15 protein-coding genes and 1 tRNA gene are annotated in these 17,411 nt (G+C 43.4%); 13 read left to right on the top strand and 3 right to left on the bottom strand.

Annotated elements, in window-relative coordinates:
- Positions 1-50: 50 nt before the first annotated feature.
- The 5 genes from pyrF to ACN6NF_RS15995 all read left to right on the top strand — a co-directional run bounded on the left by pyrF (position 51) and on the right by ACN6NF_RS15995 (position 3,434).
- Complete coding sequence (pyrF, locus tag ACN6NF_RS16015) at positions 51-845, top strand: orotidine-5'-phosphate decarboxylase (RefSeq protein WP_474318563.1); 795 nt, start codon at positions 51-53, stop codon at positions 843-845.
- The gene (gene pyrE, locus ACN6NF_RS16010) at positions 842-1,483 is read left to right on the top strand and encodes an orotate phosphoribosyltransferase (RefSeq protein WP_040103340.1); all 642 of its coding nucleotides are present in this window, start codon (positions 842-844) and stop codon (positions 1,481-1,483) included. The genes pyrF and pyrE overlap by 4 nt, the downstream gene beginning before the upstream one ends.
- Before the next feature lie 149 nt (positions 1,484-1,632).
- Positions 1,633-1,797, top strand: a complete 165-nt coding sequence (locus tag ACN6NF_RS16005) for a hypothetical protein (protein ID WP_010345444.1) — start codon at positions 1,633-1,635, stop codon at positions 1,795-1,797.
- Between the two features lie 122 nt (positions 1,798-1,919).
- Positions 1,920-1,993, top strand: a tRNA-Ile gene (locus ACN6NF_RS16000).
- A 337-nt stretch (positions 1,994-2,330) separates the two neighbouring features.
- Complete coding sequence (locus tag ACN6NF_RS15995) at positions 2,331-3,434, top strand: fibronectin type III domain-containing protein (protein WP_474318562.1); 1,104 nt, start codon at positions 2,331-2,333, stop codon at positions 3,432-3,434.
- Between the two features lie 102 nt (positions 3,435-3,536).
- Here ACN6NF_RS15995 and ACN6NF_RS15990 read toward each other — a convergent pair whose 3' ends face one another.
- Together ACN6NF_RS15990 and ACN6NF_RS15985 are read right to left on the bottom strand one after the other, a co-directional pair.
- Positions 3,537-3,869 (bottom strand): hypothetical protein, encoded by a 333-nt coding sequence (locus tag ACN6NF_RS15990; RefSeq protein WP_474318561.1) that lies wholly within the window; start codon positions 3,867-3,869, stop codon positions 3,537-3,539.
- A gap of 288 nt (positions 3,870-4,157) precedes the next feature.
- The gene (locus tag ACN6NF_RS15985) at positions 4,158-5,654 is read right to left on the bottom strand and encodes a GDSL-type esterase/lipase family protein (RefSeq protein WP_474318560.1); all 1,497 of its coding nucleotides are present in this window, start codon (positions 5,652-5,654) and stop codon (positions 4,158-4,160) included.
- A 165-nt stretch (positions 5,655-5,819) separates the two neighbouring features.
- On the opposite strand from ACN6NF_RS15985, the gene ACN6NF_RS15980 reads away from it, so the two are divergent.
- Complete coding sequence (locus tag ACN6NF_RS15980) at positions 5,820-8,081, top strand: helix-turn-helix transcriptional regulator (protein ID WP_474318559.1); 2,262 nt, start codon at positions 5,820-5,822, stop codon at positions 8,079-8,081.
- Here the strand turns inward: ACN6NF_RS15980 and ACN6NF_RS15975 are convergent.
- Positions 8,078-8,977 carry a carbohydrate ABC transporter permease gene (locus ACN6NF_RS15975; protein WP_474318558.1) on the bottom strand — a complete coding sequence of 300 codons (900 nt, stop codon included), beginning with the start codon at positions 8,975-8,977 and terminating at the stop codon, positions 8,078-8,080. The genes ACN6NF_RS15980 and ACN6NF_RS15975 overlap by 4 nt on opposite strands.
- A 269-nt stretch (positions 8,978-9,246) precedes the next feature.
- On the opposite strand from ACN6NF_RS15975, the gene ACN6NF_RS15970 reads away from it, so the two are divergent.
- From ACN6NF_RS15970 to ACN6NF_RS15940, 7 genes are all read left to right on the top strand, one after another.
- Positions 9,247-10,212 carry an ABC transporter permease gene (locus ACN6NF_RS15970; RefSeq protein WP_430185114.1) on the top strand — a complete coding sequence of 322 codons (966 nt, stop codon included), beginning with the start codon at positions 9,247-9,249 and terminating at the stop codon, positions 10,210-10,212.
- Between the two features lie 21 nt (positions 10,213-10,233).
- Entirely contained in the window at positions 10,234-10,857 is a 624-nt protein-coding gene (locus tag ACN6NF_RS15965) for a YesL family protein (protein WP_474318557.1), read from the top strand.
- Positions 10,858-10,885: 28 nt separating this feature from the next.
- Complete coding sequence (locus ACN6NF_RS15960) at positions 10,886-12,406, top strand: extracellular solute-binding protein (RefSeq protein WP_474318556.1); 1,521 nt, start codon at positions 10,886-10,888, stop codon at positions 12,404-12,406.
- Between the two features lie 133 nt (positions 12,407-12,539).
- Complete coding sequence (locus tag ACN6NF_RS15955) at positions 12,540-13,901, top strand: glycoside hydrolase family 28 protein (protein WP_474318555.1); 1,362 nt, start codon at positions 12,540-12,542, stop codon at positions 13,899-13,901.
- 24 nt (positions 13,902-13,925) lie between these two features.
- On the top strand, positions 13,926-14,810 hold the full coding sequence (locus tag ACN6NF_RS15950; protein ID WP_474318554.1) for a dienelactone hydrolase family protein: 885 nt from the start codon (positions 13,926-13,928) through the stop codon (positions 14,808-14,810).
- A gap of 25 nt (positions 14,811-14,835) precedes the next feature.
- Positions 14,836-15,813: a pectinesterase family protein gene (locus tag ACN6NF_RS15945; RefSeq protein WP_474318553.1), complete on the top strand. Its 978-nt coding sequence runs from the start codon at positions 14,836-14,838 to the stop codon at positions 15,811-15,813.
- The gene (locus ACN6NF_RS15940; protein ID WP_474318552.1) at positions 15,810-17,387 is read left to right on the top strand and encodes a glycoside hydrolase family 43 protein; all 1,578 of its coding nucleotides are present in this window, start codon (positions 15,810-15,812) and stop codon (positions 17,385-17,387) included. Before ACN6NF_RS15945 ends, ACN6NF_RS15940 begins: the two co-directional genes overlap by 4 nt.
- Positions 17,388-17,411 lie beyond the last annotated feature (24 nt).

Here is a 17,411-nt window from a genome sequence, read left to right as displayed (position 1 = left end):
GAGCGTAATAAGTGGTAATGGGAAGGACATTCATCAGCTTTTGCTGACGGATGTCCTTTATCACGGGCAAATATACCCGAATTGATGTGAAAAGGGGCGGTAGAACGGTGAACGAAGCATTTCAGCAGATGGCAGGACGGCTGATGGTTGCGCTAGATTACCCGGATGCACAACAAGCAGAGCAGTTAATTCGGCAGCTGGAGGGAATTCCTTGTTATATAAAAGTGGGTATGCAGTTGTTTTATAGCGCAGGGCCAGCTTTTGTAGAACAATTAAAATCAAGAGGATACTCCGTATTTCTGGATTTGAAAATGCATGATATCCCTAACACGGTACGGGGAGGGGCAGAGAGCATTACCCGTCTAGGGGTGGATATGTTTAACGTACACGCTGCTGGAGGCCGCAGTATGATGTCGGCCGCCAGAGCCGGAGCTGAAGCAGCGATTTCAGCAGACAGCTCACTTGCCATGCCGCTAATTATTGCAGTTACACAGCTGACCAGCACGGATCAAACGACTATGAATACGGAGTTAGGCATTCCTGGCACAGTCCAGGATGCTGTCGTTCGTTATGCACAATTGACGCGTGAGGCTGGACTGGACGGTGTGGTCGCATCCCCATTAGAAGTGCCTGCGATTCGTGCGGTATGCGGATCTGACTTTAAAACTATAACCCCTGGCATACGTCCGGCAGGCAGCGCTACAGGTGATCAGTCGCGTGTGCTAACACCTGGACAAGCCATTGCCCAAGGTAGCAGCTACATTGTCGTTGGACGGCCGATCACGGCAGCATCAGACCCACGCGCCGCAGCGAAACATATTATTGAGGAGATGATACAAGTATGACTACACTAAACAATATCCCAGAGCAAATTGCATCCCATCTGTTACGCATTCAGGCAGTGGCATTGCGCCCACAGCAGCCTTTCACATGGACATCCGGTATTAAATCCCCTATCTACTGTGACAATCGCCTGACCATGTCTTACCCAGAGGTGCGTGAACTAATCGCAGATTCTTTTGCGGCTCTCATCCGTGAACAATACCCTGAAACCGAGGTCATTGCTGGTACAGCCACAGCAGGGATTCCTCATGCCGCCTGGGTGGCACAAAAGCTAAATCTGCCAATGGCTTATGTCAGAGACAAAGCTAAAGGACACGGGAAAGAGAATCAAATCGAAGGCCGCATCAGCGCCGGACAAAAGGTTATGGTTATCGAAGACCTCATCTCTACCGGGGGAAGCTCCATTAAAGCAGCACAGGCCGTAGAGCAAGCAGGCGCTCAGCCGTTAGCTGTACTGGCTATTTTCAGCTACCAGCTGGACAAAGCCACTCAAGCTTTTGAAGAAGCAGGTGTGAAGCTGCAAACCTTGTCTAATTACACCGCCTTGATGGAGGTTGCCTTGCGTGAAGGAACCATTCAGGAGGAAGAGATGGAACTGCTGCGTTCCTGGCGTCAGGACCCGGCTTCTTTTGGCAAATAAGGCTGAGTATTAGAGAGACAACGGAGCCAATAAGTAGTGCGCCACAGACTCATTGCCATCCAGTCCAGATTGTTAGAAATCAAGCTGTGTAAATCGAATTCGATCCGGTTACACTAACTCCTACCATCATGTGAAAAGAGGGAGTTCGGATGTATTGGGTTTACTATGGCAGACTGTACACGACTAAATTTCAGGCAGGATGTTTGGCAAAAAGGCTTGAGCATGACGGCTGGATGTATGGCTACAATGATCCCCGCGCAGTGGAGGTGTACCGCTCGCGCAAAGGTCGTTATGGTGTCCGATTTATTCCATAGGTGTACAAAAATAATTTTTAAAAAGAAATTTATAAAAACTATTGACGAAACACAAGAAAATGTTGTATATTAATTAACGTTGCTGTTACGGATATGTAACGTGAATATACATGTTTTTTTGAGGGCCCTTAGCTCAGTTGGTTAGAGCGGTCGGCTCATAACCGATTGGTCGGGGGTTCGAGTCCCTCAGGGCCCATTTCCTCAAAAACCCTTGCTAAGCAAGGGTTTTTTTGTCGTCTTTTTTTCTGTACTATAAGAGATGGAGAGTAGTTGCCTAAACTTAATTGCTTACATTTTAGTCATGTTGCTTTCTTTATAGAGACCGAGACCCTATGTAACTTTGTTCTAGCTTATGTAGGTTATTAAAACTGTTTCCTATTTTACTGAGTCTTATCGTTATTAGTATCCAATAAAAAATATTTATTCTAATATATGGATAATATTTATAAGTCAGTAAGTTTATGTTTAGATAATTTTTGAAGAACATGTTACCTTAGTGTCTGTACAAGAGATAGATTACTGGGGGAATATTTATGAAAAAGAATCTCATTAAGAAAACTTTTATATTGTTCAGCGCATCATTGTTTTTACTAATCGTATTTTCAAATTTAAGAACGTATGCAGCAGCATCAGTTGGTCAGGCATTACCTACTCCAGAGAGTGGGTGGCAACGATATGAAGAACTTGCACCTGGTTTCATCTTTGAAGGAAATGGATGGCAAACGCCAACTGCGGGAAGCTATTCTGGAGGAAGTGAAAAGTTTACACTTAATTCATCTCTACATACTGTTAAATTTCAATTTTGGGGTACGGATCTAAGATTAATTAGTTATAGAGGCGGAGATAGACAAACATCTATTCAAGTAAATATTGATGGTGTGAATTATAGTTACTCAGCAAATGGTCAAGCACAAGTGACTACCCTTTTATTTGAAAAAAGGAACTTAGAAAATAAATTACATTCCGTAGAAGTAAGTGCAAGCAACTCAAACGTTTATAATCTGTTCGAATTTGATGCTTTAGATATCAACGAGACTGGATATTTAGTAAATCCTAAAATCAGTGCTCCTTCAAATCTATCTGCAAAGGCAGAAGACGCCAAGGTAGATTTAAGCTGGACAGCAAGCCCCGATAAAACAGAATATACTATAAAACGAAGCACTACTTCTGCAGGACCGTATGATACAATTGCTTCCAACGTCAAAACTCCATCGTATTCTGATACATCTGTGGTCAATGGAACAACATACTATTACGTAGTTACAGCAGTAAGTAATAATGGCGAAAGTGAATTTTCTAAAGAGGTATCAGCTACTCCACAAGGAGAAAAGCAAACAGATTCCGATACAGAAAATCCATCTCAACCTAATCCTGAACCATCTGAGCCAGCTCAACCGACAGGTGATCGAGCAATTCTTGTAGTAACTATGACAAATGGCTTTGAGAAGGAATTTGATTTAAGTATGAAAGAAGTTAACAACTTTATAGCGTGGTATGATGCAAAAGATGCCGGCCGTGGTCAATCATATTATAAAATCGATAAACACAATAACAACAAAGGTCCATTCAGCAGTCGGAAAGATTATGTAATCTTTGATAAGATTCTAACATTTGAAGTAAGTGAATACTCTAAATAAATTGAAATCCCCTGCTATAACGGCAGGGGACTTTTCAGAAAATGCAATTATATTCTTGCTAATCATTGAACAAGTGTGCCAAGACCTTTGTCAGCTAAATAGTTAGTTTACCTTAACGGTATACACCATTCTCAATTTACCGTTACCGGCGTAAATCTCAACTCTTGCATTCGTTGCAGTGGTGGTGGTTACCACGCCGGAAGCAGAAACGGTGACATTTCCGCTGGCCACTTTATAAGTATCCCCAGGGTAATTTGACAACGCATAGGAATAATTACGTGGCAATGTAGCCGTTCTGTAGTATACTCCGTTTACTTGTACAACAGATGTAATTTCTGGAGAAGGGCCTACTGCTGCGGACGCACTAGGGACAATAATACTCCCAATGAGTCCCAAAGACATAGCTGTTGATAATAATATTTTCTTAGTATTCATAAAAAAATCCTCCTTATGTATGATATGAGCTCCTAAAATATACCATGTAAAATGGTTGCTTTCACTTCATTCGACAAATGTTGTCAAAATAATACAATAAAACAATTCTAAAGTCCTATAAGATACAAAATAATTAAAATATGACAATTAAAGAAATTTATTTAATATACTGTATTTTTGAGCTATTCTCTATAGCTAGGCCATCTTTGCACAACACAAAATAAAAACGGACGTCGGAGTGATTCGCCCGAGATCCGTTTTTCGTATGTGCATGTTTGGCACTTGATATCAGTTGACAAGTTGATGTGCAAGCTTCTTGCTACTATCTAGATTTCTTTCGACCATGCGTTGTTCTAATGCAGACAGCTCCGTATTTTGACGAATCGCTTCTGCTACCAGCTGGGCAATTTGCCTTGCTCCTTCGTCAGAAAAATGGGTATTATCTGCTACACCAGCTGGGTAATTAGGGTGCGTTTTTTCAGGCAAATGCATAAATAGAAGCTGGGACTCTTTTTCACCCATGGAACGATAAAGCTGCTGTGATGCTTCGAAAATATCGAGCAGCGGCGTCTGAGTTTCCATGGCTACTTGTCTCATGGCAGCAGGATAGGCACCTACGGCCAGCGGGTCAGGTTCACCGTTTGCGGTAAAGCGGCGGCGGCTGACCGAGGTCAATAGCACTGGAATTCCGCCACGTTCCCGAGCGGACTGAATGTATTGAATTAAGTTTAGACGGTACTCTCCATCAGGATCGGTGTAGCGCATGGGATCTTCTTTTTTCTCATCATTGTGTCCAAATTGAATAAACAGATAATCGCCAGCTTGAATATCTTTTTCAATATCAGCTAATCGCCCTTCTGCTATAAAAGATTTGGTGCTTCGTCCGTTGACGGCACGATTGTCCACATGAACAGTAGAGTCCAAATGAGCTTGCAAATGTTCGCCCCAGCCTGTCATCGGTTTTTCGGTTGCTCCTTTTTGAGCTGCAGTAGAGTCCCCTGCGATAAACAGTCGAGTTGTCATTTGCTGTCTTGCCTGCGCATATCCATGTTTTTGTAACCATTTTTCCGCCAGGTCGAGCCATTGCCTGCATTCAAGGTTGTCCTCAGACAGTCCCAATCCATGTCGTCCTTCCTCAAATACATGCAGTTCAAACGGAATACGCTCTCTGGATAATGAGAAAGCGAATAACAGGCTATTTTCTACCGGTACAGCGCCATCATTGGCCGTTGTCCACATAAAAGTCGGAGGTGTCTGTGCGGTCACTTGCCGATCGGATGAAAAGGCTTGAAGCTGCTCCGGGGCCGGCTGTTCACCTAAAAAATGCGTACGGCTTCCAATATGCGTATAAGGCTCATGAAATGAAATGACAGGGTATCCCAACATCAGAAGATTTGGCTTTTCCGCTCCAATCGTGGACACAATGGAGGCCAGGTGACCGCCTGCTGAAAAACCGATGAGACCCACTTGATCAGGGAACACTAGCCAGTCATGCGGTGTTTGGCGAACCCATTGCAGGGCATGTTGTACATCCTCCAGCAAGGAGGTAACCTCGAAATCGCCGACCTGATACTCCAGCACACCCGCATGAATACCTAGATCATTTAACCACCGGGCGATTGGCTCTCCTTCATGTGAGGCCAAATGCTCGTAGCCACCGCCAGGTAACACCAATACAAAAGGACGAGCTTCACTAGCTACTACGAGATAGAGGGAGAGAAAGGAAGTGTCTAACGGAAATTCTTCTTTTACAATCTGTTCTTTAGAACTAACGACATGTAACATAAGAGACCTCCAAATTTCTTTTTAACTGCCGCAAACCAAATAAAATCAACTTAAATTGGAATGATACGGATGTAAAAAATAATGCACACGTAAAAAAAATGATTTAAACCTTGTTATGAAAGCGCTATAATTTGGTGTGATACCAAGAACCAAAGGGGGAGCGCAATGAAAAAAGGAAGAATGTTCTACACTATTTTTATTACGATTCTGGTTTTGGGAATAGGATTGGTGGCCAGCTTTGGCAGCTACATCTATTTTACAACAATTAGCTCCGTTGTGGAGAGAGTTTCCAATACCAAGCAAAGCTACATGGCGCAGATGAGAAATAGCCTAGAACAGAAAATCCAAACGATTGAATACGCTTTTAATACGTATAGCACGACCAGTTCCTTTAATGAAGTTGTCAAAAATCCCATTACAGAAAAAGATTTTGTAGCGTATCGGAATGTGAATACCCAGCTCAACTATATTGCTACGATGGGATTAGAAGGAACGGAATATTCACTGATCAGTCTAAATCAGAATTGGAGAATTTCCAATGGAAGCCTGTCTTATTTAACGAAATCGGAACGAGAAAAGCTGATTAGTACCTATATCGACCACCAGGATAAGGGACTATTCTGGATTAAAACAGATAAAGGAATCCGTTTTGTGAATACCTTGCCTGTGTTTTCCAAAAAGAAGCAGTCCATTGCACTGTCTGATATTTCGTCGCAGACGTTAAGTCATACCATTCAAACAGAGGATCATATGCCTGTGTTTATTTTGAATAACAAAGGCGACTTAATGTACGAAACTGAGCCTGCTACTCCCTTATTGTCTACTCAGCAGCTTCAGCACATTTCAGAGGTTACTGCTAAATCAAACAACACGGGCATGCTGACATTGGAGAAAACGGAGCATCAGCCAGCACGGCAAATCATTTATGCTAAATCTGCTTACAACAATTGGACTTACTTAACGGTATTAGATAAAAAAGAGATTGCAAACGCGTTTCAAACGACCAAATTCGGGATTATCATGATGGGCCTTGTATTAACGCTTTTAATGGTGGTGGTGGCCTACATCATTGCCATTTACTTTACCAAGCCATTTCAGCAAATAAAACGCAGCTTGCCGAAAAATCCTAATTTCGCTATCAAAAATGAACCTTCTAAAAATGAAATTGAGTGGATTATTAATTCCATCGACAACATTGTAACGGAGAAGGAAAGCTTGGAAAGTCTCATTCAGTCCGAAATGCCACAGTTGGAAACGCAATTGATTCTCAACCTGTTTCGCAAACGTATTTCCGCAGAGGAATTGGCACGAAAAATGCCACGCTTGGGCTACAAGCAGATCGAATATCAAATGTATATTACTTTGCTAGTTCAACTGGATAATCTAGGAGATCGAGAACCTTCGGATAAAGATGTTTTACTGCTGGCTATTAACAAAATCGTAGAAGAAACGATTCCAGAGCAGCAGCGTATGCTTCCCATCATTTTGAACGATAACACCCAGGCTACCATATTAATTTTGGCAGGTAAGAGTGCACAGGAAATGAGAAAGCAAGTGCTGGATCATGCGACTCTTTTGATTCAGAATGTAAAAGAGTATTTGAATGTATCCATCAGCATCGGTATCAGCACAGTATATGATAACTTATTAGAAAGCAAAGAAGCCTGTGAGATGAGCAAGCAAGCATTGCATCACCGTTTAAATCTTGGTAAAGAGTCGATTATTTTTTATGAGGATATTTCCATGGTCATTTCAGGTCCGGTGCTGCTGCATTATCCTGCGGAATTGGAATCCAAACTGTTCGATGCCATCCGCATAGGGGATGAAGAGCAGGTATATCATACCGTGCACTCTTTATTGGCGGAAATGATGACAAAGAACAATCATTCCATGAACTTTGAAGTGCTGCTGGTACGCTTTGTCAATAATCTCATCCAATTAGAGCAGCTATTAGGGATTGAAGTACTCCTGACGCAAGACAATCATGCCTTGTATCATCGTTTGCTGGATATCCGTAACCCGGAGGAGATAGAACGCATGCTGTTGGAACAGGTTATTTTCCCCATGGTAAAAAGCATGAAGGAGAAGACCAACCAGCAATTCCGCTGTCTCTCTGAGAAAATTGCCGCGATTATTCGTGCTGAATATGACCATGAATTATCATTAGAAATCATTGGAGATCGACTGCATTACAATCCAAATTATTTAAGCAGTATTTTCAAAAAAGAATACGGAACGACGTTTAGTGAATATCTGATGGGCTATCGCTTGCAAATGAGCAAGAAGTGGCTCGTTGAGACAGATATGACGATTAAAGAAATCGCCGAGCGACTGCAATATCATAATTCGCAAAACTTTATCCGCTCTTTTCGAAAGAAGGAACAGGTTACGCCAGGGGCTTATCGAAAGATGAAGCAAGCCAATTAACCTTTAACCGCTCCCAACAAAGCTCCTTTGACAAAGTGCTTTTGCACAAATGGATACACGATTAGCATCGGAACGGTCGCTATAACAATGACCGCCATCTTAATCGTCTGCGCAGGCGGGATGACATCTACCGCAGTTCCTTCTGCCTGCATACCACTGGAGACGATAACAATTTGGCGAAGTAAGACTTGAATTGGCCATTTGGCAGAGTCATTGATATAGAGAATGGCGTGCATATACGTATTCCAATAGGCAACAGCGTAAAATAAAGAAATGGTTGCAATAGAAGGCAGGGCTAATGGCAACATAATTTTAAAAAAGATACCAAAATCGTTACACCCGTCCATCTTAGCCGATTCTTCCAAATCGTCCGGCAATGCCTGAAAAAAGTTACGCATGATAATCAGGTTAAATGCATTAATAGCCACGGGCAGAATCAAGGACCAATAAGAATTGATCAGCCCCATGCTTTTGACAACGAGGAATGTCGGAATCATCCCTCCGCTAAACAACATAGAAAACACAACAATGAAGTTAATCGTATTGCGGCCAAGCAGATATTTTCGGGATAATCCATAAGCCATAAAAGCGGTAAAAATCATACTTACAACTGTACCCACGATCGTTACTCCGACCGAAACCCCAAGTCCTCTAAAAATCGTTGGAGTGGATAAGATATAGCGATAAGCATCCAGTGAGAAAGTTACAGGGAATAAAATGAACTTCTTGGCCACTACTTCCTCAGTTGAAGCAAATGAGCTGGCGATGATATTCAAAAAAGGCAAGAGACAAGTGAGGGCAATGAGAATCAAAAGTGTACTGTTTACAATGTTGAAAATACGACTGCCCAGCGATTCTTTTTTTCGTGATTTTGGTTTGAGTAATGGTTGTTCCAATGTGGGTGACCTCCTTGTAATCGTTTACATGTAAACCTTATCAAGAGGAAAGAATTCCGTATATAATCATAACTTGAGGTGTTCTCTAAGGGTGGAAACAAGAGGATGATCATTAAGTTGTGTAGTAATCATTAGCTAAGGTGAAGAGGCTATAAAGTAGGCTATTAGCTCATTTTTGTAAACGCTATCATTTGATGATTATATGCGGAATGCCGAAAATAACGTACTCTTGAAAGCGTATACAGGAACGTTTGAAGGAGGTCGAACTAATGAAAGTTTCAAGTGTCCCCGCACCAAATATGAAGATGAAGATGAAAAAGAACAAAAGAACGACGGAAAGCCTTTTACGAATGCAGAAACACAAGCTGCTCTATCTGATGGTTTTACCCGGATTGGTGTACTTCATTATCTTCAAGTATTTCCCTATGGGGGGATTGGTAATTGCATTTCAGGATTATCAAGCCTTTCAGGGAATTACAGGCAGTCCATGGGTAGGAATGAAGCATTTTATTCGTTTGTTTACCGAGCCTACGTTTTTTATGTTGCTTCGCAATACGCTGGTTTTATTTGCACTGAATATTGTAATCTTTTTTCCATTGCCTATCATATTGGCGCTCATGCTGAATGAGGTTAGGAAGATGTTTTTCAAAAACATTATTCAAACCATTATCTACATCCCGCACTTTATGTCATGGGTCATCATCGTTTCGATTTCTTATGTATTCCTGACGGTGGACGGCGGTGTGCTGAATGAAATGATTGCCGCACTGGGCGGTGAGAAGATCAGCTTCTTGACATCTCCGCAGTGGCTGCGAACGGTCTATATCGGGCAAGTGATTTGGAAGGAACTTGGCTGGTCTACCATCATTTATTTATCTGCAATTACAGTGGTGGATACGCAATTGTATGAGGCAGCAGAGATGGACGGCGCCGGACGTTTGAGAAAGACATGGCACGTGACGTTGCCAGCGATCCGCCCGGTTATTATTACTTTGTTAATTTTGAAAATCGGCAGCACGCTGGATTTGGGCTTTGAGCATATGTATCTGCTATTGAACTCATTAAACCGCGAGGTTGCCGAAATCTTTGACACCTATATTTATACTGCAGGCTTAAAGAATGGACAATTAAGTTTCAGTACGACAGTAGGACTTTTTAAAGGCGTAGTAGGCTTAATTCTGATTATGTTCTCCAATCGACTCGCTAAGAAATTTGGTGAGGACGGCGTTTATTAATGACGACGGGAAGGATGCAAAATGGTACGTTTTGTAGAAAACATGAACAAATGGTGCATGCGCCTGCTACGCCTGGTCTACCTTAACTTGCTGTGGACGATTGCAACCATCCTGGGCTTGGGTTTTATAGGTGTAGGGCCTGCAACCGTTGCTATGCTTAGTATTTTAAGGCAGTGGATTCGGGGCAATGAGGAAGTCGCCATTTTCTCGACGTTTGTTCGTTACTTTAAAGAAAGCTTTAAGGAAGCAGCCATCATTGGCGGGCTATACAGCCTTGTGGGTTACGTGCTCTACGTGGATATCGTCAACATCTCATCCTGGTATGTTCGTGTGGTGACACTGATGGGTGCCTTTTTGTATCTGATCTCTTTGGCATACATTTTTCCGTTGCTGGCTCACTATGATTGGAAAGGCATCAAGCTGAAGATCAAGATGTCGATCATAATTGGATTTTCGTATTTACAATATACACTTGTTCTTTTTGTAGCCATTGTCGTGCTTTATGCATTGATTCTAGGCTTGTACCCAGGAATTCTAACTTTTGCCGGAGCGAGCATCATCGGTTATCTCGTGATGTGGATGACGCATCAGGTATTCAGCAAAATAGAACGAGAGGTTCTGGTGAAAGAGGAAGATATGGCATGAATATACAAACGAAAAAGGAGCAAACACGATGAAAAAAAGAACCGCGATGAAAAAGGGAGTGTCAGGTCTTCTTGCCGGACTTATGGTCATGAGTGTTTTTCTAACTGCTTGTGGTGACAAGGGGACTGAGGAGCAAGGCAGCCAAACCTATGATCCCAAATCCAAACTGGAATTTACCTGGCTAAACGTATTGCATACAGCCTCTCCGCCTACAGAAACGATTAAAAGCAAAATCGAAGAATACACCAATTCCAAAATTACGTTCAACTGGGTGCCGGATGCTTCCAAGGAAGAGAGAATTACCACCGCACTGGCTTCTGGTGAATTGGCAGACATGGTGACTTTGACGATGATGACAAATTCATCAGTGCGTAGTTCATTGAAATCAGGACTATTCTGGGATGTAGGCAAATACTTGGATGATTATGAAAATTTGAAGAAGATCCCGCCTGAAGTGCGCGAAGCTGCTTCTATTGAAGGGGTACTGTATGGTGTTCCGTTCCAGAAAAATCTGGCTCGGGCGGGTCTGGTCATTCGTCAGGATTGGCTCGATCGCTTAGGGCTGAAGGTGCCGACCACACTGGATGAGTTGTATGAAGTTGCGAGAGCGTTTACAGAAGATGATCCAGATGGCAATGGAAAAAATGATACGACTGGGTTTGTGGACAGATCGGATCTGCGCTATAGCAGCTTCAAAACGTTAAGTTCCTACTTTGGGACACCTAATGGCTGGAAAGTAGATGAAAACGGCAAGTTTACGCCGGAATTTGATACTCCTCAATATATGGAGACCTTAAAGTATTCCAATAAATTATACAAAAATGGATATCTCTCCAAAGACTTTGCCGTAACCGCTAAAACGGACCAGCAACAACAATTTGCACAAGGTAAAGCAGGGATTTATACAGGCATGATCGATATCTCTAACCTTCGAACCTTGTCTCAAGGCTTACAAAAAGGGCTGAAGCTGGTACCGGTTAACAAGATTTCGAATGGAGATGGCCAATACCACGTATGGTCTGAAGGAAGCGGGGTAGGAGGCTTGCTGGCATTTCCGAAATCTGAAGTAAAGACGGAAGCTGAGTTGAAGAGACTGCTGCAATTTGTAGATGATTTAATTGACAAAGATGTATATATGTACATGACCGGTGGTATTGAAGGTACTCATTATAAAATCGAAAAAGATGGTTCTTTCAAAATTACGAATACTGATTTGTGGCAAGCAGACGTTCAGCCATTTTCAAGCTCCAGACCAAGTGAAGTGACCTATAACTTAAAGGATGCCAATCCAGAAAAGGAAATGGCTAATGAATTAGTGCGAGAAAATAATAAATTTGCTGTGCTGGACCCGACAGTGCCGCTGGATTCAGCCACCGCTAATGAACAAGGAACAGAGCTGGAGAAAATTATTACCGACGCCTCCTTCAAATTTATTATGGGTGAACTTGATGAAGCCGGATTTAAAGCAGCTGTAGAAAACTGGAAAAAGTCAGGCGGAGCACGAATTACCACTGAGTATGAAGAAGCGTATAAGAAAACGAAAAAATAAAGATATAGGCTGAACATTAGTGTACATGAATTGCCACTACGCAGGCGGATGGTGCTTATCATCGTTGACATTGTCCAGCACCATTCCGCCTACTGCGTTTTATTCACAAAAAATAAAGACAGGAGAGAACGAAATGCAATTGTATAACATTGTAGATTATGGAGCAGTCCAGGATGGTACGACGATGGCGACAGAGGCCATTGCGGCTGCCATTGAAGCAGCAAGTAATGCTGGGGGAGGAACCGTTTTTGTTCCGTCTGGAACATACCTGACGGGTGCTATTATTCTGAAAAGTAACATTGAGCTGCATTTAAGCCCCGGCGCAATTCTTTCCTTCAGTACGGAACTGGCAGATTACCCTGTAGTAGAATCCAGATGGGAAGGCGTTCAGCGGGAAGTACATGCATCGTGCATTTATGGAGAGAACCTTGAGAATATTTCGATTACAGGCAGCGGAACACTGGACGGAAATGGTCAACCGTGGTGGGAAAAGCATCGGAATTACCCTGAAGAGCTGCAGTATCCAAGACCCAAATTAATCAGCTTTGACCGCTGTCAACGGGTGACCATTAAAGATCTCATGTTAAAAAATTCCCCCAGTTGGACTGTAAACCCCATTGCTTGCTATAACGTTACGATTGACAATTTGTCCATTCTTAACCCGGCAGACTCTCCCAATACGGATGGTATTAATCCCGAATCCTGTTCCAATGTTCGCATTAGCAACTGCAATATTGATGTAGGTGATGATTGTATTGCGATCAAAGCAGGAACCGAAGATACCCATGAGCGGATTCCTTGTGAAAATATTACGATTACCAACTGTACAATGGTGCATGGTCATGGTGCTGTCGTACTGGGAAGCGAAATGAGCGGAGATATTCGTAATGTTACGATCAGCAATTGCGTGTTCAAGCAAACGGATCGGGGCATACGTCTGAAATCAAGACGGGGACGCGGTGGAATCATCGAGGATATTCGTATCAGCAACATTGTGATGGAGGAGGTCATTTGTCCATTTATTCTAAACCTGTATTATTTCTGCGGACCTCGGGGCAAGGACAAATATGTGTGGGATAAAAATCCCTATCCAATTACTGATGAAACTCCGTGCTTTAGAAGAATCCATTTTTCCGATATCACGGCACGTCAGGTTCATGCGGCGGCTGGTTTCTTATACGGACTTGCAGAACAATATATTACTGAAATTACATTTTCCAATATAGATATTTCCATGGCTGAAAATGCGATTCCCGGTCGTCCGGCCATGATGACAGGGATTGAAGATATGAACAACCGTGGTTTTTATCTAGGTAATGTGAGGGATATTCGTTTTCAACAAGTTACGATTGAGAATCATGAAGGTCCTGCCTTTTACATTGAAAATGGGGAAGATGTTGAAATCAATCGTTGTCATTCGAAGAATACAGTTCAGCCTGAAAAGCTGATAGAACAAGTAACGATACAACCTTCTGAACAAAATGTTGTGAAATAGGAGGGGATGAGAGGAGCATAAAACGTGGATAAGTTGCAAGCATTGTTGGGAGACCTTCCGGCAGATCGCCCTATAACGGCAACTCTACTGAATCAAGAAGAGCGGGAGGGTTATCGACTGGAGTGTCTCCTGCTGGACTTGAACGGGATCGAGCTTGTACCCGCTTATGTAGCTACACCCTTACAAGGGGACGGTCCGTTCCCATTGGTCGTATTTAACCATTCGCATGGGGGCAACTATACGAATGGACGTAAGGAACTGCTTCATAGCAGTTCTTACCTACAGCAGCCCTCGTTTGCTACAGCTCTGACAGACATGGGGTATTGCGTATGCTGTATCGACATGTGGGGCTTCAATGAACGTGGGGGCAAAACCGAGAGCGAGCTGGTAAAAGAAATGCTCTGGCAGGGCCAGGTGCTGTGGGGGATGATGCTGTATGATAACCGTCGTTTGGTAGATTATATGTGCCAGCGCGAGGACATTGATGCTTCCCGTATCGCAACGATCGGCATGTCGATGGGTGGACTTATGGCATGGTGGATGGCTGCTTTAGATGAACGGATACAGGTCACGGTTGATATATGCGGACAGGTAGATGCCCACACGCTGATCGCCAAAAGGGGATTGGATCATCATGGCTTCTATTCCTATGTCCCCGGCTTGTTGAAGCATTTCACCACGCTGGATATTCAAAAGCGGATCGTACCTCGTCCACGGATGAGTATAACAGGTCAAAATGATCGGATGTGTCCTATAGAAGGAGTCGAGCATTTGGCCAAGGGGTTATTGGAAGCTTATCAGAAAGCAGGTCACCCTGAACATTGGCAGCCTGTGATTGCGGGCGGTGGCCATATGGAGACATTGGAAATGCGAACGGCTTGGCAGTCATTTTTAGCTGAACACTTGTAAATCAAATGAAAGGATTGGGGTAACCATGCTAGTCGGAAAAGAATCCTTTTGTGATTTCCACACCATTCAGGAGGCGATTCATGTATTGGAGCAATCGCCTTCCAACGAAATGGAAACGTTAACTATTTTATCGGGTACCTATGAGGAAGAAGTGCGGATTTACCGTTCAAATCTACATATCATAGGCATCGGGCAGGTAGAGATTCGTATGGACCGGTATGCCAAGGAGCGGAATGAAGCAGGTGAGGAAATAGGAACCTTTGCGACACCGACTTTATTTATAGGCGGCAGCCATCTGATCTTGGAAAATCTCATCATTTCCAACACGGCCGGACAGGGAGAACACATTGGGCAGGCCGTTGCGGTATACGCTCATTGTGATCAAACCGTCTTTAGAAACTGCACCTTTAAAGGGTACCAGGACACGTTATTTACAGGCCCTCTGCCTCCTGCACCCAAAGAACGATTAAAGTTTGGTGGAATTCCTTTGAAAGAACACCATGCACACTATCGCCAGCTTTATCAGCATTGTTACATCGAGGGTACGATAGATTTCATTTTTGGCGGGGCTACCGCTTACTTTGAAGATTGCGAGATTCGTAGTTTGCGTCATCATAAGAACCATACAAGCTACGTTACAGCCGCCTCTACACCGCAAGGACAAACGTACGGCTATGTATTCGATCATTGCTATTTAACCGCAGAGCCTGATATTACTCCTGTTTTTTTGGGCCGTCCATGGCGGGAATATGCCAAAACCGTATTTGTCGATTGTAAAATGGGCGACCATATCGACCCGCGCGGCTGGGACAATTGGGACAATGTCGCGAATGAGAAAACCGTCTGCTATCAGGAGTATGGCGGATCTGATGAAATAGCTTTATTACGTAAGCAGCGTGTTCCGTGGGCGGATTGCTTTGAAGCGAGGACAGAAGCATGGAGCAAGGAGCAGGTTTTTGAGGGAGTCACATTTTGGAAAGCAAGGAGAAGTGATGTCTCATGATGATCCAAAACCCTATATTAAAAGGCTTTAATCCCGATCCGTGTATTACGCGAGTCGAAGATACTTACTATATTGTAGTGTCATCATTTGAGTGGCTGCCTGGAGTACGGGTGTATCAGTCCAAAGATTTGGCTCATTGGGAGCACTGCACGGATATTTTGACTGACCAGGTTGATTTGAGAGGGAACCCGAAAAATTGCAGCATTTGGGCACCGCAATTGAGCTATGCGGATAACCTATTTTATCTGCTCTATACGGATGTGAAAAGCACCAAGCGTCCGTTCAAGGACGTTCATAATTTTGTGATAACGGCACCTACGATTCACGGACCGTGGTCGGAGCCCGTTTATCTGAATAGTAGTGGATTTGATCCATCTTTATTTCATGATGAGGATGGACGCAAATGGCTGCTAAACGCGTTATGGGATTACCGCATGTTGGAAAGCAATAAGTCATCGGGTATCGTTATGCAGGAGTATGACAGCGGTCAACAGCAGCTTGTTGGCGAGCCTGTTAAAATTTTTGATTGCACTCCATTGAAGAAGACAGAAGCGCCCCACATCTACAGGCAGAACGGTTATTACTATCTTGTTACAGCGGAAGGCGGAACGGGTACGGGGCATGCAGTTACCGTAGCACGCTCCAAGCAAATATCCGGCCCGTATGAAGTGGACCCGCATAATCCGATGCTTACGTCCCGTAATCAGCTGAATTTCCCGTTGCAATGCGCAGGACATGGCAGTCTTGTGCAAACACCGGACGGAGAATGGTATATGGCTCATTTATGTACACGTCCAGTGGAGGGGAAATACGCTATTTTAGGGCGCGAGACAGCTTTGCAGCAAGTATATTGGAATGATGAAGGCTGGCTGCGATTAACCGCCGGGGGCCATACACCCCAATTGGAGGTGCCTGCGCCTCAAGGAACAATCTTGGTTCAGCAAGAGCAGCAGAAGTATATTTTCGAAGACTTTTTCGAGGGTCCCACCCTTGACAAAACGTGGAACACATTGCGTATCCTGGCAGACGATAGCTGGTGTTCATTAAGTCAGCGCCCGGGCTACCTTCGAATCCATGCTGGAGAATCCATACAAAGTCTGTTCCAGCATCACGTGCTTGCCATTCGGCAAACGGATCATCATTTCCGGGTAGAAACAGCACTGGAGTATCAGCCAACCAGCTATTTGCAAATGGCTGGACTTATGCTGTATCTCAATGAAGAAGACTATTTATATGCGTATGTTAGCTATGAAGAGGGAGTGGGAAAAGTACTGCGCATGATGCGATGTGAAGCTAATTCATTTACGTTAGTTCCGCAAGTGATTGCGCTTCAGAATGATCTTACCGTACATTTGGCTGTAGAGGTTCATGCCTCTCATGCACAATTTTATTATGGAGTAGGAGATGGGCCTTCCTGGACGCGACTTTTTGAAATACAGGATATCAGCTTTTTGTCCGGAGGATTTACAGGGAATTTTGTAGGTATTGCAGCTCATGATATGCAACAATTCCAAGGGAGCTATGCTGATTTTTCCCATTTCTTATACCATGGTAAGGATCATCTCTCCTCATAAAAAATATCATACTGATTATATTGC

The organism is Paenibacillus sp. TSM33, assembly GCF_056099025.1.
Note: the sequence above shows the minus strand (reverse complement) of the source record. Positions and strands in the feature narration are given on the sequence as shown.